A 21295-nucleotide genomic window follows, 5' to 3' on the forward strand; every position below is an offset into this window, starting at 1 on the left:
ATCCCCCGTAATACCCCTAATTAAAACGAAATTGTAAACACAATCATTGACATAAATAGAAGAGTTAAATAGTTAATCGAGTATATAAACATTAATTTCGAGAACTTTTGATCGTCCTTTTGTTTATAACAATATAATCCTAAAATAACCCATCCAATATTCAATATTGTTGCAAAAATAATAAATGGTAAACCTAGAGCTTGCATGTAAAATGGCAGTGGTAATAAACATAATACCCAGATCATCACTTGACGTTTCGTCATTTCAAATCCGTAAACCACTGGTAGCATTGGAATTCCCGCTCTTTTGTATTCTTCAGAACGTCTCATCGCAAGTGCTAAAAAATGCGGTGGTTGCCATATAAACATGATTAAAAACAGCATCCAAGCAATTGGATGCAAGTTCGCATCGATTGCTGCCCATCCAATTAATGGGGGTGCTGCACCAGATATACTACCTACTACTGTGTTTAACGTGTAATTACGTTTCGTCCAAAGAGTGTATAGTACGATATATGTAAATGCACCAATAAATGCATATACAACAGCCATTAAAGTTGTGAAAGCCATACATGTGAAGCCAAGAATTAATAAAATAATACCAATAGATATAGTAACACTTGGTTTGATGTTACCAGTTACAGTTGGTCTATTTTTAGTTCGCTCCATATACGGGTCAATATCGCGATCAATATAGTTATTGATTACACATGATCCTGCAATAATCAACGACGATCCAATTACTGTTAAAATCGCCTTTGGTAAAGAATCCAATATATCTAATCCATTAATCTGGATTGCTAACCAAATACCTGTAAACGTTGTAAGTATATTAGAGTTTACGATCCCTATTTTCATTAAAGAAAGTAGATCTTTCTTTAGTGAACTAGAAGGATGATTAGTTTCTCCGTTGTTAGAAACATTATTAGCTAATTGTTCCAAGTCAATCCTCCTCTTTTTTTCAAAACTTCATTTTTCATACCCATTTTTTTATGGTTAAAATGAAATATTAATTTAAATATACTTCTATTAAACTAAATTGAATGAAATTTTTGTGATAAATATGTGACAAAATTGTGTACGTTTCAAAAAAATTTTAACGTAAACAGCATATCTTTTCAATACTAAATACTATTTAATTATAAAATTAATTATTTCTATATTTTAGAAATGAATACATTCAAAGCGAAGAAAAAACAAATATTATGTCTAAATATGAAGGTTACCTTTGAATTTTATGTCGGAATCTTATATGATATAGAAGTATTATTTGCAGAATAATTTTTTTAATAAATAAATTTTAAAATTATTATTATTTTATAAAAGTGGGTGTGTATACTTTGCTACGTGTTTTAAAAGGGGTATCATTAATAACCTCATTCATACTTTTAATTGTTTTATTGGGTGGGGCACTCGTAACAAAGACTAATTCTGGACTTGGCTGTGGTAGATCATGGCCGCTATGTAAAGGCCAAATTATTCCTGATCATTTAACGATTCAAACTGTAATTGAGTTATCTCATCGAGCTGCATCAGGCCTTGCCGGAATATTTGTTTTATTATTGGCAGTGCTTGCTTGGATTACGATTCCTCATAAAAGAGAAACAAAGTTTTTAGCAATTATATCTTGTATTTTTTTAGTAGCTCAAGCATTAATCGGAGCTGCTGCTGTAGTTTGGGGACAAATCCCTGCAGTTAAAGCAATTCATTTTGGTATATCTCTAATTTGCTTCGCAGCTGTAGTTATGTTGACTTTATTAATTTTCGAACAAGACCGTAATTACCAAAGAAATACTTTTTATGTCGGTAAAAAAATGAAATTTCATACTTATGGATTGTGGATTTATTCATACTTAGTAGTTTATACAGGGGCTCTTGTTCGACATGAAAATGCTAGTTTAGCATGTCCTAGCTGGCCGCTTTGCAGTAAAGTAAACAATGGTATTCCAACTCAACTCCACGAATGGATTCAAATGGGACATCGTTTTGCAGCCTTTCTTCTATTCGTATGGATTGTGATCGCATTTGTACATGCATTTAAGTACTATCGAAACGAACGTGGTATTTATCTTGGATGGGTTGTTTCTCTTATCCTAGTTACGCTTCAAGTGATTTGCGGAGCTATGATTATCTATACAAATCTAAACATTTATGTAGCTTTAACACATGTTATTTTAATTTCCTGCTTATTTGCGATTTTCAGTTTCCAAAGTTTAGTTTGTACTAGAAGTAAAAGTTCAGATTCACATTTACTTCAAAATAAAAACATCTCATAAAAAAGGTATTTCTTCTACAGCTACGTAGAAGAAATACCTTTTTTCATTCATTTCAAAAATTAACAAAGCAAAGAGTACTTGGGTGTAAAGTTCCTGCCCAAGTACTCTTAAACTCGTTCGTTAATTATCTTTGTTCTAACTCAATTAATAGATCACCTGTAGAAATACCTTCTCCAGAAGCGATTAAAATGTCTCTTATAACGCCTGTAAATGGTGATTGTACAGTTGTTTCCATTTTCATTGCCTCAGTTATTGCTAATGTTTGACCTTTTTCAACAACATCGCCTTTTTTAACAAGTACATTTAAAACAGTACCTGGCATTGTTGCATTAATATGGTTCGGATTACTAGCATCCCCTTTTCGTTTTTGAACGACAGTTGATTTAATTGAATAATCTTTAATTACGATTTCACGAGGCTGACCATTTAATTCAAAATAGATCACTCTTGTTCCATCAGGCTGTGCTTGTCCGATTGAAACTAATTTAACGATCAGCGTTTTACCACGCTCAATATCAACTTTAATCTCTTCATCGAGTTTCATGCCATGGAAGAAAGTTGGTGTATCTAGTACGGATAAATCACCATAGCTTTCTACATTTTTTTGATAATCCATAAACACTTTCGGATATAAGCAATAAGCCAATATATCAAAGTTTGTAACTTGACGATTTAGTGAACGGAATAAATATTCCTCAACATCTTTAAAATCAATCGGCTTTAATGACTCCCCAGCTCGTTCTGTTAACGGTTGTCTACCTTTTAAGATAATACGTTGTAAACTCTTTGGAAATCCACCATGAGGTTGTCCTAATTGACCTTCAAAAAATTCAATTACAGAATCTGGGAAATCAATGTTTTCACCTTTTTCGTAAACTGAATCCTCATCTAAATTATTTTGAACCATAAACAACGCCATATCTCCAACTACTTTAGAAGAAGGTGTAACTTTAACTACATCTCCAAATAGTTGATTTACTCTACCATACAGATCTTTAACGTCTTCAAATCGATCTCCTAAGCCAACACCTTTAGCTTGTTGCTTTAAGTTAGAATATTGACCACCTGGCATTTCGTGTTGGTATACCTCTGTATGAGGGGAGACCATTCCACTTTCAAAGCTAGTGTAATATTTACGTACGCCTTCCCAATACGTTGATAATTGTTCTAAACCATTAATATTTAAATTCGTCTCATGATTTGAACCTTGAAGAGCATAGTATAAACTATTTGCACTTGGCTGAGATGTTAATCCAGACATGCTTCCAATTGCAACGTCTACTACGTCAACGCCAGCTTCTATTGCTTTAACGTAAGTATATAAACCATTTCCACTCGTATCGTGTGTATGTAAGTGGATTGGTAAATCTACTGTATCTTTCAATTCACTAATTAGATTGTAAGCTGCCTGAGGCTTTAATAAACCAGCCATATCTTTAATAGCAAGTATATGCGCACCAGCTGCTTCTAAATCCTTTGCAAGCTCTTTATAATAAGCTAGATTATACTTTGTTCTTGTTGGGTCTAATATATCACCTGTGTAACAAATTGATGCTTCAGCAAGCTTTCCGCTATTGCGTACTGCATCGATCGCAACTTCCATACCTTTAACCCAGTTTAAACTATCAAATATTCTAAATACGTCAATTCCAGCTTGAGCTGATGCTTCAATAAATTTTCTAACAAGATTATCTGGATAATTTTTATATCCAACTGCATTCGATCCACGGAATAACATTTGGAATAAAACATTCGGTACTTGATTTCTTAAATTTAATAGTCTTTCCCATGGGTCTTCGTTTAAAAATCTGTAAGCAACATCAAAAGTTGCGCCTCCCCACATTTCCAGAGAGAATAAGTTAGGTAATAATTTAGACGTTTGTTCTGCTATTGTAGTTAAGTCCTTTGAACGAATTCTCGTTGCCAGAAGCGATTGATGAGCATCCCTAAATGTAGTGTCAGTAAATAACACATTTGATTGATTTTTTAACCATTTTGAAAATTCATCTGGACCTAATTTGTCTAATAATTGTTTCGTTCCAGCTTCAGGTACTTTAATATGCTCTACATTTGGTAAGATAATCTCATCAAAAGTAGGTTTTTCATTAACAGATATTCCAGGAAATCCATTAACAGTCACGTTACCAATATAATTTAATAATTTTGTTCCACGGTCTCTTCGTTTTGCAAATACGAATAATTCAGGAGATGAATCGACAAATGAAGTATTATATTCACCAGACAAGAAATCTGGATGTGTCGTTACATTCTCTAAAAATGGAATATTTGTTTTAATCCCACGAATACGGAACTCTTTTAAGTTTCGATTTAACTTTGCAATAGCACCATCAAATGTTAAAGCATGTGTAGTTACTTTTACTAATAACGAATCATAATATGGTGTAATAACAGCACCTTGGAAGCTGTTACCAGTATCTAAGCGTACTCCAAATCCTCCACCTGAACGATATGCCATAATCTTACCTGTATCTGGCATAAAATTGTTTAGTGGATCTTCTGTCGTAACACGTGCTTGAATGGCAAATCCAATTCTTGGAATATCTTCCTGTAATGGAATGCCAATTTTATCACTATGTATACCATTTCCTTGTGCTATTAAGATCTGAGTTTGAACAATATCAACACCTGTAATCATTTCAGTAATTGTATGTTCAACTTGAACACGAGGATTTACTTCAATAAAATAAAACTCATTACCCGAAACTAAAAATTCTACAGTTCCAGCATTTACATAATCTACTTCTTTCATCAGTTGAACTGCTGCATCACAAATTCTAGTTCTAAGCTCTTCAGTAATAGAAGTACAAGGTGCAACTTCAACTAATTTTTGATGTCTTCTTTGAATAGAACAATCGCGTTCAAATAAATGAATGATATTCCCCTGATTGTCCCCAATTATTTGAACTTCAATATGTTTAGGGTTTTCAATAAATTTTTCAACATAAACTTCATCATTACCAAAAGCAGCTTTTGCTTCAGATTTTGCACGTTCATATGCATCCTTTACACCAGCATTTGTACGTACAATCCTCATACCACGACCGCCACCACCTAAAGCAGCCTTAATGATAATTGGGAATCCAAAAGTCTCACCAAATCCCTTAACATCATCCAATGACTCAACAGGACCGTTACTACCTGGAATAATTGGTAAATTTGCTTTAAGTGCTTGCTGCTTTGCTTTAATTTTATCGCCAAAAATATCTAAATGTCTTGAGTGTGGTCCAATAAAAGTAATTCCTTCTTCTTCACATCTCTGGGCAAATTTAATATTTTCAGATAAAAATCCATAACCTGGATGGATTGCATCAACATTGTTTTTCTTTGCTATTTCAATAATACCTTCAATATCTAGATAAGCATCAATTGGCTTTTTACCTTTACCAACAATATATGCTTCGTCAGCTTTATAACGGTGATATGACCCTTCATCTTCTTTAGAATAAATACCAACTGTTCTAATACCTAACTCAGTACATGCTCGAAATACTCGAATTGCTATTTCTCCTCTGTTAGCTACTAGAACTTTTTTAATCTGTTTCGTGTAAGTCATTTTTAAGCCTCCTGTATTATATGAAAGATAATTATCAATAAATTAAGAATAAACTTTTTAAAAATGCATGATTAAAGAATTTATAAAGTTTCTTTGTTAATCTTATTACGTATTGAAATATTCATTAAAATACCAACCATAGAGAGCATAACGATTAATGAGGTTCCCCCGTAACTTACAAATGGTAAAGGAACACCAGTAAGTGGAATTAACGATGTAACTCCTCCAATATTTACAAATGATTGAATCACGATGCTCGCACTAATTCCTGTAGCTAATAATGAATCAAATGAATCATTTGATTTATGAGCAATTAGCAACCCTCGCCAAACAATCATAAATATACATAAAATAACAACAATAACGCCTATTAAACCTGTTTCCTCGCCGATAATCGCTAAAATGAAATCAGTGTGTGGTTCAGGTAAATAGCCTAATTTTTGGATACTTTTTCCTAATCCAACTCCTGTAAATCCACCATTTGCAAATGCAATTAACGAATTTACGATTTGAAATCCAATCCCTTGAGCATAATCAAAAGGATTTCGGAATGCTAAAAATCGGTTAACTTGTACATCAGTTAATCCAATACCTAAACTAATACATATACTAATTAATGGATAGAGTAATCCAATCCCGCCTACAAATAAGAGAATTAGTCTTTTAACAATAAAACCGCTACAAAACGATACGACTGCACAAGTTCCTATAATTAATAAAGCTGTACCCGTGTCAGGCTGTAATCGTAATAAAATAATATACAATGCTACAATTACCCATGGAGCAAATAGCATCTTCCAGTTTTTTGTTATTCTCTTTTGTCTTTTTGAGTACCAACCGGCTAATAGAATAATAGAGCCTAATTTTATTAACTCAGCTGGTTGTATACCAAAAACCCAGCTTTTAGCGTTATTTCTAACTTCACCAAATAGTAAAACAGCCACAAGAAGCGCAATACTTATTACTACATTTAAAATCATCACAATACGCTTTCTAAAGAAAGTTGCAGGTACAAACATTAAGAATAAACATACAACCATCCCTACTTCAAAAGCTATTAATTGCTTTTTAAAGAAATAATCATCTGGCCAATGTTTACTTTGATACTTAATAGATGGTAACGGTGAACTTGCACTGTACACCATGATTAAACCAAATAAACATAAAATTATTAATGGCACAAAAATCATATAATCAATATTTTTCAAATATTTTTTTAACATTATTTAATCATCCCTGCTTTGATTAATTATACTTTATGTATTCAACTATTTTCCTAAATTCCCTTTATAAATAAAAACATTGTAACATAGATTAATAGATTTAATACTTATAACAATTAAAAAAATTCACAAAAAAAAGCCCAAACATTAATTGTTTGAACTTTTGTTACAAATATTATTTATTCCTTTGATCTGTAAACGCTTCATGCAAAGCAGATAGTCGTCGCTCAAGTTCAGAAAGAAGTTCTTTACCTTGTTCTACCTCAATTAAACCTAATCGAGAAGCAAAGTCAATTTCCCTTGATAAACCAAACATTTGAGTATCTAAAACCTCTTCATATAGAGGGCATTGTGGCATTGTTAAATGATCAAGTTGCACATTTATTAATTTTAAAATCTTTTCAGCATCTTTTTTTAATAATTCAAATGCTTTATCTTTGTAATCTGTTACAGCATCAGACCTCAATTTTCTCCCTCCGCTTCCGTACAAGCTATCTATTTAATATTATAGTTCTTTTAAGGAAAAATCAACTTAAATCATAAGTTTTGCAAATATGTAATTTAGATAATTTTATTATTGCAACAGTTTAATTATTAAAGTTTTCTTAGATAATAAAACGCTGAATTTATAATTAGCTAGTTTTCTGAAAAGATGTATTTTGATTTCCGCTCCGGTTGTTCGCTTTTTATGGGGCTAGAACAGGGTCACAAGGCATTCCTGCGAAGTCTTTAGTTTTCCCGTAATCCTCATAGAAGTCGAGTAACTTACGCTCCAATCAACCTTCTTATTAATCTCTATTTTATCTTTTATTCAAATTATTATCTCTACTAAACAAATATGTTGATCTTTATGACTAAATTAAGGTTAATTAACTAAGTATCTTAGCGACAATATTATACTGCCCTTTACCTCAATAGAAAAATCGACTATAAGCTGACTATGTTGCACAACTAATACATGCATTTAATGAAAAAGATTTAATTGTAATTAAGTATTAATGTGTCAACATCTTGGCATACAACTTTAATAGTAACACCATCTATTAGTTGAATATTTACTTGTAACCATTCACCTTGAAAATCACGTTCATTTCCAATAGTATTAGGTTGATCTCCATAATTACTTTTTATTTTGGATAATGATTTTTCTATTAAATCTCCTTCTGTATCAATATTAATGTCTTCAATAACAGCCTCGTCCCAATGACCAATATAATCAAATCCGATATGATTCTTACAAATTATAATAACCACTGTTTTATTTGTACTTGAACTTTCTATTACTATTGTTACGTTACTGTAATCTATTTTTATTTCTTCAAATTCCCAGTCATGCCAATCACTCTCGTTTATTTTAGTAATGATGGAATTCATCATGATCCCCCTTATCTACAATCTAAGTAAGTATATCTCCTAACAAAAACGTAAATCTTTTTTACATATTGGGAATTAATTTGTCTCATGATGTTCATCAAAGCTTGAAGAACAAATAATTTTTAATTCCATCGAATCCTTTAATGATCATCTATGTTGTTAATACATTGAAACATTTGATGAATATGGAATTCCCTTAAAATAGGTAACTTGGATTTTATGCTCCTGAATATTTAATTAGTTAAATGAATTTAAACGAATTTCAGTCCTATTTCCGTTCATTTGATTGTCTTTTTTCATTGAATAGTCGTACACTATAAAGAGACTTAGTACATAGAAGGGGTTTTATAGTATGAGTGAAGTTTTTCAATTAACTGGTAACGTGGAATTTCCGTTGACGATTGATCCAAGTGTTTGGATTTTTGATGAGAGAAAAGTTAAATTAGAGAGTTTGTTAGCTGGTGAATTAAAAAAGGTTGATGAGCTTGAACAATATACTAAAAGTGTTTCAAAGCATTGGGATCGTGAAATTGTTGAAGGTGCGAAGGTTGATAATAGTCCTTTATTTGCTACTCAGAAAAAAGAATGGCTTAAGGAATCGTATGCGATGCCATTTTCGTATTTTATCGATAATAGTAAACCTAAAAGTCGCGATTCAGAAGTTACAGTTGAAACAGATCGTGGAGTAATCAAATTACCTTTTGAAGTGCTATATGAAAGTTATTTAGCCTTTTCATACAATGGTAAACGAATTTCTGAAAATGGGCCAGTTCACTTGTATTTTGTTGATGGTTCAAATAAGGATAACCCGATTACTTCAATAGTGAAAATTATATTGTAGCAAAAATAACATCTTACCAAATATAACTGGTAAGATGTTTTAGTTTTTATTCTTGTGGTTCTACAAAAGATCAGCTGCAAGCTGTGCGATTGAAGAACGTTCACCTTTAATTAATTTTACATGGCCACTTATTTTTTGATCCTTAAATTTTTCAACTACATATGTTAATCCATTATTGTATTCATCTAGATAAGGATGATCAATTTGTTCAGGGTCTCCCATTAATACGATTTTACTCTTATCACCAACACGAGTTAAAATCGTTTTTACTTCGTGTCTTGTTAGATTTTGTGCTTCATCAATTATAATAAATTGCTCTGGGATACTTCTCCCTCTTATATAAGTTAAAGCTTCTACTTCAATTGAGCCCATTCCAGCTAAGATAGCATCTAGTTCACCAGGTTTTTTAGTATTAAACAAATATTCTAGATTATCATATATTGGTTGCATCCAAGGCCTTAGTTTTTCGTCTTTTTCACCTGGTAAATAACCAAGATCTTTACCTACTGGAACGATCGGCCTAGCTACTAATAATTTTTTATAACTTTGTAGGTCTTCACTTTGCATTAATCCTGCCGCTAAAGCTAATAATGTTTTTCCAGTACCAGCTTTACCGATTAATGTTACAAGTGGGATATCGTCGCGTAATAGTAATTCTAATGCCATTGATTGTTGAGCATTTCTAGGTCTAATACCCCAAATATGTTCGTTTGAAAAAACGAATTTCTTAATTTTTGTTCCCGTTTTATCAACAACGCCAAGTGCTGAACTTTTACCGCCTAGAGCATCCTTTAATACGATAAATTGATTAGGATAAAATGGATGATTTGCAATATCCGAAACCGGAAGCTCAGTCTTCTCGTAAAACTTATTTAATAAATCTGTATTTATGTAATACTCCAAATACCCGGTATAAATATGGTCGACTTCGACGACTCTGTCGCTTAAATAATCTTCTGCAAATAAATTAAGGGCATCCGCTTTAACACGAACTAATGTATCTTTACTTACTAAGATGACAGTTTTTCCATTTTCTTTTGCCTCTTCTTCAAGAGATAAATTTTTCGCTACAGCTAAAATGCGATTATCATTCGTTTTCTCAACAAATATCTCTTGTAATTGCTGAAACGAACGATGATTTAATTCAATTCTAAACGAACCACCATTTTCAAGAGGAATACTTTCATGTAATTTCCCTAGTTCTCGAAAGCTATCAATTAATTTGGATACATACCTAGCATTACGACCTACTTCATCCATATATCTCTTCTTTGAATCAACTTCCTCTAATACAACAGCTGGTACAACTACTTCGTTATCTTCAAATGAAAAGATTGCTAGTGGATCTTGCAATAGTACATTGGTGTCGAGAACATATATTTTACTCAATCCTTAACCTCCTGACTCAAATAACTCAGAATAGAATCATTAAATTTATTTCTAAATTGATTGTTCTTACCTTTTGTTAATTGTCGAAGAATGGACGAACCGTTTATATATTATATGAAACTCTCTCTACTTTAGAATAGTTTTTAATGTTCAAAGGATCTTAGTCCGTTTAAAACAGCTACATCTAACTTTTTTGCCGCCCTTTCATCGTATGTTTTTGCATATTCAGGTTCGGCTGTTATTTTAGATCCATAAAACAATATATTTTTCACTTCATTAATATCTACTTCTATACAAGCTAATTTCAACGGTATCCCAGGCATTTGCTTCGTTAGAATTTTTGCGTTACCAGAAATATTGTAAACTGCCTCATTTGAAAATAAGCTGAATGACACTCCATTAACTGCTTCAATATTCGATAAAATTGCGGATCTTTGATCTACAGCAAAACGAATTGTTTTTTCATCTAAAGCAGTAAACCAAGAAATTGCATTCATAATTGGAACTTTCTTTTCGGTGTTAAATGTACTTAAAAAAACAATCTTTTCTTTATTGCAGTCTTCAAACAAACCCGGTGACAATGTTTTCTCAATACTGTTTGCCATCACTATTTCATCTCCTTTAAATAAAGAGTATACTAATATAATTCAAAGTTTTTTTAAAACTTCCTGCTAAAACCACTGTTTTCTAAAAATATATTCTAAAACCTGTTATAATTATGTTAACTTAAGTTACATATATAAGGAGAGAAATTTCACATGAGAGTTAAATGCATGATTTGTGATAAAAGCGAATCAATTAGCGACGAGTCCCCTATTGCTAAAAAACTAAGAAATCGTCCGATCCATACATATACATGCTCCGAGTGCCACGATCGAATTAAAATTAAAACTGAACAAAGAATTGCAACAGGAAAGTTCCGTTTCTTAAAACCTGTAAAGGATAATGACGAGTGGTAATCAGAATATGAAAAAAGAAACCTATTGGGTTTCTTTTTTTTTGTGAGTTGCTGTATTTGTGCATAAATGAGTGAGTTTTGTTCATAAAACGGTGAGTTTCGTGCATAAACCGGTGGATTTCGTTCATAAACCACAGCATTTCGTTCATAAAAGCCTTTCAGGGCTGAATTATGATGGCAATCTAATGAAAAAATATGCCCATCATTGATTCAGGTATGAACTTTATTCGTGAAGTAACTGTCTTTGTGCATAAATGGGGTAGTTTGGTTCAAAAACTGGTGAGCTGTTGCTATTTTGGTTGGCGAACCAAAAATAGTTTAGCACCTCAGGGAAATTTTTATAATACCACGCTGTAAGCTTTTTGGACCCATAGGCCTAGCCTAGGGTTTTCGCTTCCACAACAAAAAAAAACCTAGATAAACATCTAGGTTTTTAATACTTTTCCGGATTTACTTTTACTTGATCTAAAAAACAATCAATCATTTCAATTGGAAAACGAGTTGTACGTTCTTTTTCTGCTTGAGTAAATGTAATTAAATAAAAATCTTCCATTTTATCAATTTTTACGTTTGTTACTTGGTGATCCTCTTTTAAAATCGAATCAAACATCTCATACGTCTCTTTAGCAGCTTCATCAGATGGTCTGCCTTCATAAATTACTTTAATCGTTAACCAATTATATAAAGCGTCCTGAACAGATTTCATCTTATACCAACTTTCTATAACTTGTTACGTTATGTAGTAGCTTTACTCTTTTTTGATTGATGTAGACGAATCTTATAAACACCTAATACAAAAACACTTGCTAGTAGTGCCTCTACAATTGGTATTCTAAGAGCTAGAAAAGTTAGCAAGCTACATCCAAGCATTAGTAAAATATAAATGACCAGCATTTTAAGGATACTTAATTTTTTGGCAAATCCTAAATGATATACTACAATACAAAGCACTACGATTAGAGCATATAGTATCCACATTGAAAGTCGTACATCATGAGTTGTATTTATTAGTTGTGTGATGACAAATTCGAATCCCTTTGGAGCTTTTTCCAAATCCATATCCCCCTATTAAATGACAAAATAAAACCGACTAAATAATAGTCGGTTTTATTATATCATAATTATTTTAAAATTTAATTATTCTTGTTCAGCGAATTTTTTCTTTTTCGCTGCACGCTCACGCTCGTTTTTATCAAGAAGCTTTTTACGTAAACGAATTGATGTTGGTGTAACTTCACAGTACTCATCATCATTTAAGTATTCTAAAGATTCTTCAAGCGTCATAATACGTGGTTTTTTCATTGTTGTTGTTTGGTCTTTGTTAGCTGAACGGATGTTAGTTGCATGTTTAACTTTTACAACGTTTACTGATAAATCATTTTCACGGTTGTGCTCACCAACAATCATACCGTCGTATACATCTACACCTGGCTCAAGGAAAATTACACCACGGTCTTCAAGACCCATAATTCCGTAAGTTGAAGATTTACCAGTTTCCATTGAAACTAATACACCTTGACGACGTCCACCAACTTGACCTTGAATAGCTGGTTGGTAGCTATCGAATGAATGGTTAATGATTCCATAACCACGAGTTAATGTTAAGAACTCAGTAGTGTAACCAATTAATCCACGAGCTGGTACCATAAATGTTAAACGAACTTGACCGCTACCATTATTAACCATGTCTCTCATTTCACCTTTACGTGCACCCATTGATTCCATGATTGAACCAGTATATTCTTCAGGAACGTCAATTTGTACATGCTCAACTGGCTCACATCTTACACCATCAATTACACGAATGATAACTTCTGGTTTTGAAACTTGAAGCTCATAACCTTCACGTCGCATATTTTCAATTAAGATTGATAAGTGAAGCTCTCCACGACCACTTACGATCCATACATCAGGAGAATCTGTGTTTTCTACACGTAAACTTACGTCAGTTTGAAGTTCTTGTAATAATCTTTCTTCAATTTTACGAGAAGTTACAAATTTACCTTCACGACCAGCAAAAGGTGAATTATTAACTAAGAAAGTCATTTGAAGCGTTGGCTCATCAATACGTAAGATTGGAAGTGCTTCTTGTTGTTCAGCAGGACATACTGTTTCACCAACGTTGATATCTTCCATACCAGATACAGCTACTAGGTCACCAGCTTTTGCTTCTTGGATTTCAATACGCTTTAATCCAATAAATCCAAACATTTTCGTAATACGGAATTGTTTAACTGATCCATCAAGCTTCATTAATGCAACTGATTGACCAACTTGCATAGTCCCACGGAAAATACGACCGATTCCGATACGACCTACATAGTCATTGTAGTCTAATAATGTTACTTGGAATTGTAATCCCTCTTCACTATTATCAATTGGAGCTGGGATGTGCTCAATAATTGTATCAAACAAAGCATTCATATTTGATTCTTGTTTAGCAGGATCAGACTCTAAACTTGAAGTTCCGTTGATTGCTGACGCGAATACAACTGGGAATTCTAATTGATCTTCGTCTGCACCTAATTCAATAAATAAATCGATTACTTCATCTACTACTTCATCAGGACGAGCGAAGTCACGGTCAATTTTGTTTACAACTACGATTGGTGTTAAATGTTGTTCTAAAGCTTTTTTCAGTACGAAACGAGTTTGAGGCATACATCCTTCATATGCATCAACTACTAAAAGAACACCATCTACCATTTTCATGATACGTTCTACTTCTCCACCAAAATCGGCGTGTCCAGGTGTATCCATGATGTTAATACGTTTACCTTCGTATTGAATTGCTGTGTTTTTAGCTAAAATTGTAATTCCACGTTCACGTTCTATATCATTTGAGTCCATTGCACGCTCATTAACGTTTTCGTTTGAACGGAATGTACCTGATTGTTTTAATAATTCATCAACTAACGTTGTTTTACCATGGTCAACGTGAGCAATAATTGCGATATTGCGTAAATCTTCTCTTTTTTTCAAAATATATTCACTCCTAAAATGTATACACATCTGTTTTCATTATTAACTAAAACATTATAGCACATGCATGGCGAAATTTATCAATAAAATGTTTAATCAAAAATATAAATTATTAATAAAAATTTATTAAATATTTATTTTTTTCAAATTTACATCCGATTCGACAGAGAGTAAAATAAGATATGAACAGGAGGATTCATCATGTCTAACACTAAGTTTCGGCTTTTCTGCGTAGCACTTTTATCCGTAATCTTCTTAATTCTAGTTGGTATTATGCTAGCAGAACTAAGTATTATAGGCGCAGTCATTTCACTAATCATTTCAATTTCATTAGTTGGTTATGGTTTTTCATTACGTGCTAAATTAAAAAGAGAAGGTAAGTTTTAATATCTTACCTTCTCTTTCTTTATTGTAAAAATTCGATGTAGTCGCTCATTAATTCTTTTTGAATTGAAGGATTACTTATTAGTACTGAGCTTTTTTTCAATATCGAAAGTTTTTCATTTTTTAGCGTTGTACATATTCCACCAAGCTCTTCAACTATAATCTTACCCGCAGCAAAATCCCATGGAGATAATCTTGGTGTAATATATGCATCGATTCGCCCCATTGCAACATAGACCATTTCGATCGCAGCAGTTCCATAAGATCTACTTCCTCTAACTCTACGAACAAGCTCTCCTAATTTTTCATGGTTTAAATAACGATTTTTTGTTAACCAAATCGCATTTACAGCTACTATAGCCTCTTCGATTACAATATTTTTCAAAGGAGTTATTTCTACATCGTTTAAAAATGCACCTTCTCCTTTTTTAGCGAAGTATAGTTCGTTATGTATTACATCCAATATAAATCCCATTTTACCGATTCCGTTTTCATAAATACCTAATGAAATTGCAAAATTACGTTTTTGATGGACAAAATTCATCGTTCCATCAATCGGATCAAGAATCCATACAATTCCATCTACTTGATCCAATTCATCGCCTTTGCCTTCTTCACCGAGCAAGTAATGATTCGGAAACTTCTTTTTTATTTTTTCATAAAAGAATTTTTCAATTTCTTCATCTTTATTTGTTACTAAATCATTTTCATTCGATTTCGTATTGATTGTAATCGAGTCATATAGAGAGCTTTTAATATTTTCAGCTGCCTCTTGAAGCAAGTTTCTTGCGAATTGTTCAATTTCTTTCCAGTCTTCATTCATCTTTAACACTCCAAACTCTCGTGCTGAACTATTTATATTATGGTCCTGTATATCAGTTTACCAATTTTATCCTAAAAAAACCTAATGAAATGATTTTTATTTAATTGAGGAACTTTTTTAGAGGGTGGGCATACGATAAATCATTGGGCGGGCGCTTAGAAGAATGTGCACACAGAAAAACGAACCTATTTAAAGGTTCGGTAAATAAAATTCGCTAAGCTTCTAGACGAATTAATTCTAATCTTAATAATTCTAATTTCTTCTTTGATTCAATCATTGCATCACTGTCATTCACTGTCATAGCATCAAATAAAGTAGCTAATTCGTAATCTAATTCTAATCTAAGTACAGGTATTCTCTTTTCAGCATCAGTTCTTTTTAACGCATTAATCACTTGTCTCATCGTTATCCCTCCATAGAATATAAGTTGCAAAACAAATTGTAAAAGTTAATTAACAAAATTTTCTGATTTTTATCTTGCTACTAATATATGTTATTTAAGCTTATAATGTAACTAAATTATACAGAAACATATTACCCATTTGTTTTGGACAAACATGGTATACTAATCAGAGAAATAAAGCTAGGGGGTTCCAATATGGTTCAAACTTTTTTTAAAGAAAGTGATTTTGAAATATTTACAACTGACTCAACATTAGAAACTAGAATGAGTGCTATACAAAATGAAATTCAACCAAAGTTTAAAGAAATTGAAGATGAAATATTACCATTTTTAAATGTACAATCTGATCAAACTTTTTTTGGTCATATCGCTAAGCATGCTCGTCGAACTGTGAATCCTCCAAAAGATACTTGGATTGCGTTTGCTACAAATAATCGTGGATACAAAATGCTTCCTCATTTCCAATTTGGACTGTGGGGTACACATCTTTTTGTCTATTTTGGCATTATTTACGAAAGTCCAAATAAGCAATCGATTGCAATTAATTTTGAAAAAAATAAAAATAAACTTTACAAAATAATTCCAAAAGATTTTGTTGTTTCATACGATCACATGAAGCCTGATGTAATTCAAAAAAGTAAAATGAAAAAAGATGATTTCAGTGCGGTTATAAAAAGATTTCATGATGTAAAAAAAGCTGAATTTCTTTGTGGAATAACGATTCCTAAAGATGAAGCGATTACACTTACAAAGGATGAACTAATCCAACGTATTATAGAAACATATAATACTTTAATTCCATTATACAATATAAGTGTAAAATGAATTAATATAAGTGTTGTTTAATTATACATATGTCAAAATCAAAAGTCTATGCCCATTCTTTACACATTTTTCGACAGGACGAATTATGAAATTAATTTCAAAAGTCTAGGGATGTACATTTAAAGCCCATTTAAGGTAGCTAATAAACCTTTAATGGGCTTTTATTTTTGTTTTAATATATTATGTTTTATCTAGATTGCATTTTAATCTTATCGCCAGGTGCACCCTTTTTAGCTTTTTGTATTACTCGATATGCAGAATAGCCCGATAGCTCCTCTAATTCGTTACATAATTTTTTTTCTTCAGCAATGCTAGGTACGATTGACTTAAACTGTTTATACGCAGTCATTAGTTCTTCACGTTCTACTCCCTTTTCATATGCTTTTTCTACTGATGTGTAGAACGCTATTACTTCGATTGTCTCATTTGTTGACCAATCATATGAAATTGGGTATTGGTAATCCATTCAATTCACTCCTACTTTTATGTAATTAATTCCATTTTAACACATTTTTCAAATTTCATTCTTTATTTAAAAATTGATATAATTTCATCTCAATGAATAAAATTTCATAAATTTGTAATATTTTTCTATACAGAAAATTCATAGAATGATATAATCTTTTTGTTTTTCAAATGAAGGTAAGACAGTTTTTAACTTAATGAGAGTAAACAGTTGAATTGTTTACAAACATATCACTTCCGAAAAACACTATTATTCATTAAATGGGGTGTATGTTAAATGAAACAAAATGAAACACCGTTATTTTCTTCTTTATTAGAACATGCAAAGAAGAACCCTATTCAATTCCATATTCCTGGACATAAAAAAGGAAATGGAATGGATCCTACTTTTAGAGAGTTTATTGGTGACAATGCATTATCAATCGATTTAATCAACATTGCTCCTTTAGATGATTTGCATCATCCAAAAGGTAAAATAAAACAAGCACAAGATCTTGCAGCTAAAGCTTTCGATGCAGACCACACTTTCTTTTCGGTACAAGGCACAAGCGGTGCTATTATGACAATGGTAATGAGTGTTTGTGGACCTGGCGATAAAATAATCGTACCAAGAAATGTTCATAAATCTGTTTTATCCGCAATCATTTTCTCAGGAGCGACACCAATATTTGTTCATCCTGAAATTGATAGTGAATTAGGTATTTCTCACGGTATTACAACAAATGCAGTTAAAGAGGCTATATTAAATAATCCAGATGCTAAAGCAGTTCTAGTCATTAACCCTACATACTTTGGATTTGTAGCTGACTTAAAAAGCATTGTTGACTTAGCACATTCACATGGCCTTGCCGTTTTAGTTGATGAAGCTCACGGTGTACATATTCATTTCCATAATGAATTACCAATGTCTGCGATGCAAGCAGGGGCTGACATGGCCGCTACGAGCGTACATAAGCTTGGAGGGTCAATGACTCAAAGTTCCATTTTAAATGTAAGAGAAGGCCTTGTAAATGTTCACAGAGTACAATCTGTTTTAAGTATGCTGACAACTACGTCCACATCCTATTTATTACTTGCTTCATTAGATGTTGCAAGAAAAAGATTAGCGACTGTTGGTGAAGAATTACTTACAAACACTATTAGACTAGCAAATAATGCACGAAATAAAATTAATTCAATAAATGGTCTATATTGTCCTGGTTATGACTTAGTTGGTAATGAAGCAACATTCAATTTTGATCCTACCAAGTTATTAATAAGTGTAAAAAAATTAGGTATTACTGGTCATGATGTTGAAGTTTGGTTAAGAGAGCGTTTTAATATTGAAGTAGAAATGTCTGATTTGTATAGTGTTCTTTGCATTTTAACTCCTGGAGACAGCGAAGAAGATATTCAGCAGTTAATACACGCACTTGAAATATTAGTAACTGAATTTGAAATTTCAGAGCGTAATACAAATTTAAATGTTGAGATTCCTACTATTCCAAATTTAGCAGTCTCACCAAGAGATGCATTCTATTCAGAAACAGAGTCTGTTCCATTAGAGGATTCTGTAGGAAGAATTATCGCTGAGTTTGTAATGGTTTATCCACCTGGAATTCCAATCTTCTTACCTGGTGAAGAGATTACACTTGAAAATCTCGTTTATATTAAAAAGAATATTGAAGCAGGACTACCTGTTCAAGGTCCAGAAGATGAAGAATTATTAACATTAAAGGTATTAAAATAAATAAACTCACAAAAAGAAACTAAGGATTTTTAGAATATGTCTTCACACTAAAACTAGGAAATGAAACCTAGTTTTTTTGTATTATAAATCACATCTAACTCATATAGGCATATGATAGGTAAGGTAATTATACTGATGCGTATTAAAAATTGTTTTTATGTTAGGATGTGGACTCATTGATAGTCGTGAATAATAAAATTGTTCATGCTTCATTAAAAAATAGCGAAGACTCAAATAATAAGCTTTATCAAGAAATATTGTCTAATTTAACATCTAGTAAAAAGTCACATATTTATAAATCAGAGAAAGAATTATCATTTGATGTAACACTTCGAACTTATGTCCTTCAGGCGTCTAAAGAACTCTTAACAAGTGGTATGCAATTTAGAGTTTTTAGAAGAGCTTATTGTAATCCAATGTTTTGGATTCGTACACCAATGGGAGGATTCAGACTTAGGCCAGGCATAAGAGCTTCAATGGGAATTTATGATATATTTCGAAACGGACAATTTTATGCAACTGAATGTGCTACTGCAATCATAATGGTCTTTTACAAGGCCCTATTAGATTTATACGGCTATGAAATTTTTGACCAAATTTTCGATAACGGTTTTTACTTATACACTTGGAATTATGACCCTAAATTAGCTATATTAACGGCTGAAGTTGATCGCCCAGCACCAGGCGATGTAGTTTATATAAAAAATCCAGAAGTCGATCCAATGACTCCAGAATGGCAAGGGGAAAACACAGTATGTATGGGTAGTGATTATTATTATGGGCACGGAATCGGCATACGGGGGCTTCGAGAAATCATTTACCATTTAAATATGCATAGATATCCTTTTGCAATGGTTTCTGCTTATTTAACAAATTTGAATACAAGAATTGACTCTAATGAAATGGCTCAATATTTAAAAGACAATTCAAAATTGATACCAGTTAAAACGCGAGAAGTTTCATCTGATGTAGTAACAGCAAGAATTGGAGATCAAACTCAAATTGCATAATTAATAAAAATGGCGACTTTTAAGTCAAAGGACTTTTGAGTAGCCTTTTTTATTTACGTTTATAAAAGTACGACACGGACAAACGAACACATTGTGAACTTTATTGATAANNAAGCATAATTCTCGTTGATATCTTGATAAATTCCGTTGATAAAAGCCTAATCACGATGAAATAGTGATTAATTTCATAGGTAAAGCCGTAAGTCTCATTGAAATATCATAAAATTTTACTTAATTTTAAAAGATTAATAGTAATTGCCTATTATTAAGAAGATAAATACATAAAAACCCACAAGAAAAAAATACCTCCTTGTGGGTTTTGCTTCATTATATAAATGCCTTTTTAGTTCGACTCATAGACATTAATTTTATATTATTATTTATCAACCTTCATTTTCTGCTGATTGACACTCTTCGCAATCTTTTACATAAAGTGTTGTTACTTTTTCATCCTCAAAATGACCTACTGTTTTATCACAACATTTGCACACGAACGTTCCCATGATGTAACCCCTTTCATAATGTTGTATTAATCAACTGATTTCATTATAAAGTGTTATACTTATTTACGCAACAGGTAAATAAGTATAACTTTATTTTTCTAATACCACATTATTCAAAAGGTTTGGGAACGTGTAAATGTTTTAATTAGTATAACACATTTATTTTTTATTCATAACTCTCCTCTATACTTGGTGACGGAAGCCAGTCGGCTAAATAATCTGCAAGCTGCATTGCTTCTTCTTCTGTTTTTAGTTTACACAAAAATTTTAATTGATTAGGAAACGATACATCTTGGCGATCTAATACGATACATTGCCTTGATTGCATACAAATGACGAGTGGCTTCCCAAAGAACATGTTCGTATATACAATGCCAATATCGTATCGTACATCATGAGCGACAAACCCTACAAATCTTACTCTTGCATTTTCATGATCATCATATAGTTTTTCAAACATAGTATCACCCACTCCTCTTCTTAAGTGTTGTAAATTAATACATATGAAGAAAAATTTAAATTAATACCGAATACTTG

22 protein-coding genes are annotated in these 21295 nt (G+C 32.1%); 7 read left to right on the forward strand and 15 right to left on the reverse strand.

Annotated elements, in window-relative coordinates; all coding sequences use genetic code 11:
• Positions 1–20: 20 nt before the first annotated feature.
• Positions 21–941, reverse strand: coding sequence for a heme o synthase (gene cyoE / locus CN692_RS03430; RefSeq protein ID WP_098117690.1), 921 nt, complete (start codon positions 939–941; stop codon positions 21–23).
• A gap of 398 nt (positions 942–1339) precedes the next feature.
• On the opposite strand from cyoE, the gene CN692_RS03435 reads away from it, so the two are divergent.
• Complete coding sequence (locus tag CN692_RS03435; protein WP_098117691.1) at positions 1340–2275, forward strand: COX15/CtaA family protein; 936 nt, start codon at positions 1340–1342, stop codon at positions 2273–2275.
• Positions 2276–2399: 124 nt separating this feature from the next.
• Here the strand turns inward: CN692_RS03435 and pyc are convergent, their stop codons facing one another.
• The 4 genes from pyc to CN692_RS03455 all read right to left on the reverse strand — a co-directional run bounded on the left by pyc (position 2400) and on the right by CN692_RS03455 (position 8446).
• Positions 2400–5849 (reverse strand): pyruvate carboxylase, encoded by a 3450-nt coding sequence (gene pyc, locus CN692_RS03440; RefSeq protein ID WP_098117692.1) that lies wholly within the window; start codon positions 5847–5849, stop codon positions 2400–2402.
• A gap of 80 nt (positions 5850–5929) precedes the next feature.
• Positions 5930–7072 (reverse strand): FtsW/RodA/SpoVE family cell cycle protein, encoded by a 1143-nt coding sequence (locus CN692_RS03445; protein ID WP_098117693.1) that lies wholly within the window; start codon positions 7070–7072, stop codon positions 5930–5932.
• A 175-nt stretch (positions 7073–7247) separates the two neighbouring features.
• Positions 7248–7538, reverse strand: a complete 291-nt coding sequence (locus CN692_RS03450) for a YlaN family protein (RefSeq protein ID WP_098117694.1) — start codon at positions 7536–7538, stop codon at positions 7248–7250.
• A 512-nt stretch (positions 7539–8050) separates the two neighbouring features.
• Positions 8051–8446, reverse strand: coding sequence for a hypothetical protein (locus CN692_RS03455; RefSeq protein WP_098117696.1), 396 nt, complete (start codon positions 8444–8446; stop codon positions 8051–8053).
• A gap of 352 nt (positions 8447–8798) precedes the next feature.
• On the opposite strand from CN692_RS03455, the gene CN692_RS03460 reads away from it, so the two are divergent.
• Positions 8799–9287, forward strand: coding sequence for a hypothetical protein (locus CN692_RS03460; RefSeq protein ID WP_098117697.1), 489 nt, complete (start codon positions 8799–8801; stop codon positions 9285–9287).
• A 60-nt stretch (positions 9288–9347) separates the two neighbouring features.
• Here CN692_RS03460 and CN692_RS03465 read toward each other — a convergent pair whose 3' ends face one another.
• On the reverse strand, positions 9348–10676 hold the full coding sequence (locus tag CN692_RS03465; RefSeq protein WP_098117699.1) for a PhoH family protein: 1329 nt from the start codon (positions 10674–10676) through the stop codon (positions 9348–9350).
• Between the two features lie 143 nt (positions 10677–10819).
• On the reverse strand, positions 10820–11281 hold the full coding sequence (locus CN692_RS03470) for a pyridoxamine 5'-phosphate oxidase family protein (RefSeq protein WP_098117700.1): 462 nt from the start codon (positions 11279–11281) through the stop codon (positions 10820–10822).
• 153 nt (positions 11282–11434) lie between these two features.
• Between CN692_RS03470 and CN692_RS03475 the strand changes: the two genes are divergently transcribed.
• Positions 11435–11635, forward strand: a complete 201-nt coding sequence (locus tag CN692_RS03475) for a YlaI family protein (RefSeq protein ID WP_098117702.1) — start codon at positions 11435–11437, stop codon at positions 11633–11635.
• Between the two features lie 432 nt (positions 11636–12067).
• Here CN692_RS03475 and CN692_RS03480 read toward each other — a convergent pair whose 3' ends face one another.
• The 3 genes from CN692_RS03480 to typA all read right to left on the reverse strand — a co-directional run bounded on the left by CN692_RS03480 (position 12068) and on the right by typA (position 14616).
• On the reverse strand, positions 12068–12340 hold the full coding sequence (locus CN692_RS03480) for a hypothetical protein (protein WP_098117703.1): 273 nt from the start codon (positions 12338–12340) through the stop codon (positions 12068–12070).
• Positions 12341–12369: 29 nt separating this feature from the next.
• The gene (locus CN692_RS03485; RefSeq protein ID WP_216854188.1) at positions 12370–12687 is read right to left on the reverse strand and encodes a YlaH-like family protein; all 318 of its coding nucleotides are present in this window, start codon (positions 12685–12687) and stop codon (positions 12370–12372) included.
• A gap of 84 nt (positions 12688–12771) precedes the next feature.
• A complete protein-coding gene (gene typA, locus CN692_RS03490; RefSeq protein ID WP_179865545.1) occupies positions 12772–14616 on the reverse strand; it encodes a translational GTPase TypA in 1845 nt (614 codons plus the stop codon).
• A 201-nt stretch (positions 14617–14817) separates the two neighbouring features.
• Between typA and CN692_RS03495 the strand changes: the two genes are divergently transcribed.
• Positions 14818–15003, forward strand: coding sequence for a DUF5325 family protein (locus tag CN692_RS03495; protein ID WP_098117706.1), 186 nt, complete (start codon positions 14818–14820; stop codon positions 15001–15003).
• Positions 15004–15022: 19 nt separating this feature from the next.
• Here CN692_RS03495 and CN692_RS03500 read toward each other — a convergent pair whose 3' ends face one another.
• Positions 15023–15823, reverse strand: coding sequence for an inositol monophosphatase family protein (locus CN692_RS03500; RefSeq protein WP_098117708.1), 801 nt, complete (start codon positions 15821–15823; stop codon positions 15023–15025).
• Positions 15824–16037: 214 nt separating this feature from the next.
• Positions 16038–16226 (reverse strand): hypothetical protein, encoded by a 189-nt coding sequence (locus CN692_RS03505; RefSeq protein ID WP_098117709.1) that lies wholly within the window; start codon positions 16224–16226, stop codon positions 16038–16040.
• A gap of 195 nt (positions 16227–16421) precedes the next feature.
• On the opposite strand from CN692_RS03505, the gene CN692_RS03510 reads away from it, so the two are divergent.
• Positions 16422–17051: a YktB family protein gene (locus CN692_RS03510; RefSeq protein ID WP_098117710.1), complete on the forward strand. Its 630-nt coding sequence runs from the start codon at positions 16422–16424 to the stop codon at positions 17049–17051.
• Between the two features lie 187 nt (positions 17052–17238).
• On the opposite strand, the gene CN692_RS03515 is transcribed toward CN692_RS03510, so the two are convergent.
• A complete protein-coding gene (locus CN692_RS03515) occupies positions 17239–17517 on the reverse strand; it encodes a UPF0223 family protein (RefSeq protein WP_098117711.1) in 279 nt (92 codons plus the stop codon).
• Positions 17518–17793: 276 nt separating this feature from the next.
• Here CN692_RS03515 and CN692_RS03520 point away from each other — a divergent pair, with 276 nt between their 5' ends.
• Entirely contained in the window at positions 17794–19245 is a 1452-nt protein-coding gene (locus CN692_RS03520; protein WP_098117712.1) for an aminotransferase class I/II-fold pyridoxal phosphate-dependent enzyme, read from the forward strand.
• A gap of 185 nt (positions 19246–19430) precedes the next feature.
• Positions 19431–20255: a protein-glutamine gamma-glutamyltransferase gene (locus tag CN692_RS03525; RefSeq protein ID WP_257131711.1), complete on the forward strand. Its 825-nt coding sequence runs from the start codon at positions 19431–19433 to the stop codon at positions 20253–20255.
• Positions 20256–20638: 383 nt separating this feature from the next.
• On the opposite strand, the gene CN692_RS03530 is transcribed toward CN692_RS03525, so the two are convergent.
• Both CN692_RS03530 and CN692_RS03535 read right to left on the reverse strand, forming a co-directional pair.
• Positions 20639–20758, reverse strand: a complete 120-nt coding sequence (locus CN692_RS03530; RefSeq protein ID WP_098117715.1) for a GapA-binding peptide SR1P — start codon at positions 20756–20758, stop codon at positions 20639–20641.
• A gap of 166 nt (positions 20759–20924) precedes the next feature.
• Complete coding sequence (locus CN692_RS03535; protein WP_098117716.1) at positions 20925–21218, reverse strand: DUF3055 domain-containing protein; 294 nt, start codon at positions 21216–21218, stop codon at positions 20925–20927.
• Between the last annotated feature and the right edge of the window lie 77 nt (positions 21219–21295).

It is taken from the genome of Bacillus sp. AFS002410, from assembly GCF_002556365.1.
In the GTDB taxonomy this organism is placed as follows: Bacteria; Bacillota; Bacilli; order Bacillales; family Bacillaceae_G; genus Gottfriedia.

Coding starts and splice junctions, on each gene's coding strand:
- pyc (WP_098117692.1), bottom strand. CDS start 5,849: ATGACTTACACGAAACAGATTAAAAAAGTTCTAGTAGCTAACAGAGGA.
- CN692_RS03515 (WP_098117711.1), bottom strand. CDS start 17,517: ATGGATTACCAATACCCAATTTCATATGATTGGTCAACAAATGAGACA.
- CN692_RS03480 (WP_098117703.1), bottom strand. CDS start 12,340: ATGAAATCTGTTCAGGACGCTTTATATAATTGGTTAACGATTAAAGTA.
- CN692_RS03470 (WP_098117700.1), bottom strand. CDS start 11,281: ATGGCAAACAGTATTGAGAAAACATTGTCACCGGGTTTGTTTGAAGAC.
- CN692_RS03535 (WP_098117716.1), bottom strand. CDS start 21,218: ATGTTTGAAAAACTATATGATGATCATGAAAATGCAAGAGTAAGATTT.
- CN692_RS03460 (WP_098117697.1), top strand. CDS start 8,799: ATGAGTGAAGTTTTTCAATTAACTGGTAACGTGGAATTTCCGTTGACG.
- CN692_RS03510 (WP_098117710.1), top strand. CDS start 16,422: ATGGTTCAAACTTTTTTTAAAGAAAGTGATTTTGAAATATTTACAACT.
- CN692_RS03475 (WP_098117702.1), top strand. CDS start 11,435: ATGAGAGTTAAATGCATGATTTGTGATAAAAGCGAATCAATTAGCGAC.
- CN692_RS03455 (WP_098117696.1), bottom strand. CDS start 8,446: ATGAATTCCATCATTACTAAAATAAACGAGAGTGATTGGCATGACTGG.
- CN692_RS03445 (WP_098117693.1), bottom strand. CDS start 7,072: ATGTTAAAAAAATATTTGAAAAATATTGATTATATGATTTTTGTGCCA.
- CN692_RS03495 (WP_098117706.1), top strand. CDS start 14,818: ATGTCTAACACTAAGTTTCGGCTTTTCTGCGTAGCACTTTTATCCGTA.
- CN692_RS03500 (WP_098117708.1), bottom strand. CDS start 15,823: ATGAATGAAGACTGGAAAGAAATTGAACAATTCGCAAGAAACTTGCTT.
- CN692_RS03530 (WP_098117715.1), bottom strand. CDS start 20,758: ATGGGAACGTTCGTGTGCAAATGTTGTGATAAAACAGTAGGTCATTTT.
- CN692_RS03520 (WP_098117712.1), top strand. CDS start 17,794: ATGAAACAAAATGAAACACCGTTATTTTCTTCTTTATTAGAACATGCA.
- CN692_RS03505 (WP_098117709.1), bottom strand. CDS start 16,226: ATGAGACAAGTGATTAATGCGTTAAAAAGAACTGATGCTGAAAAGAGA.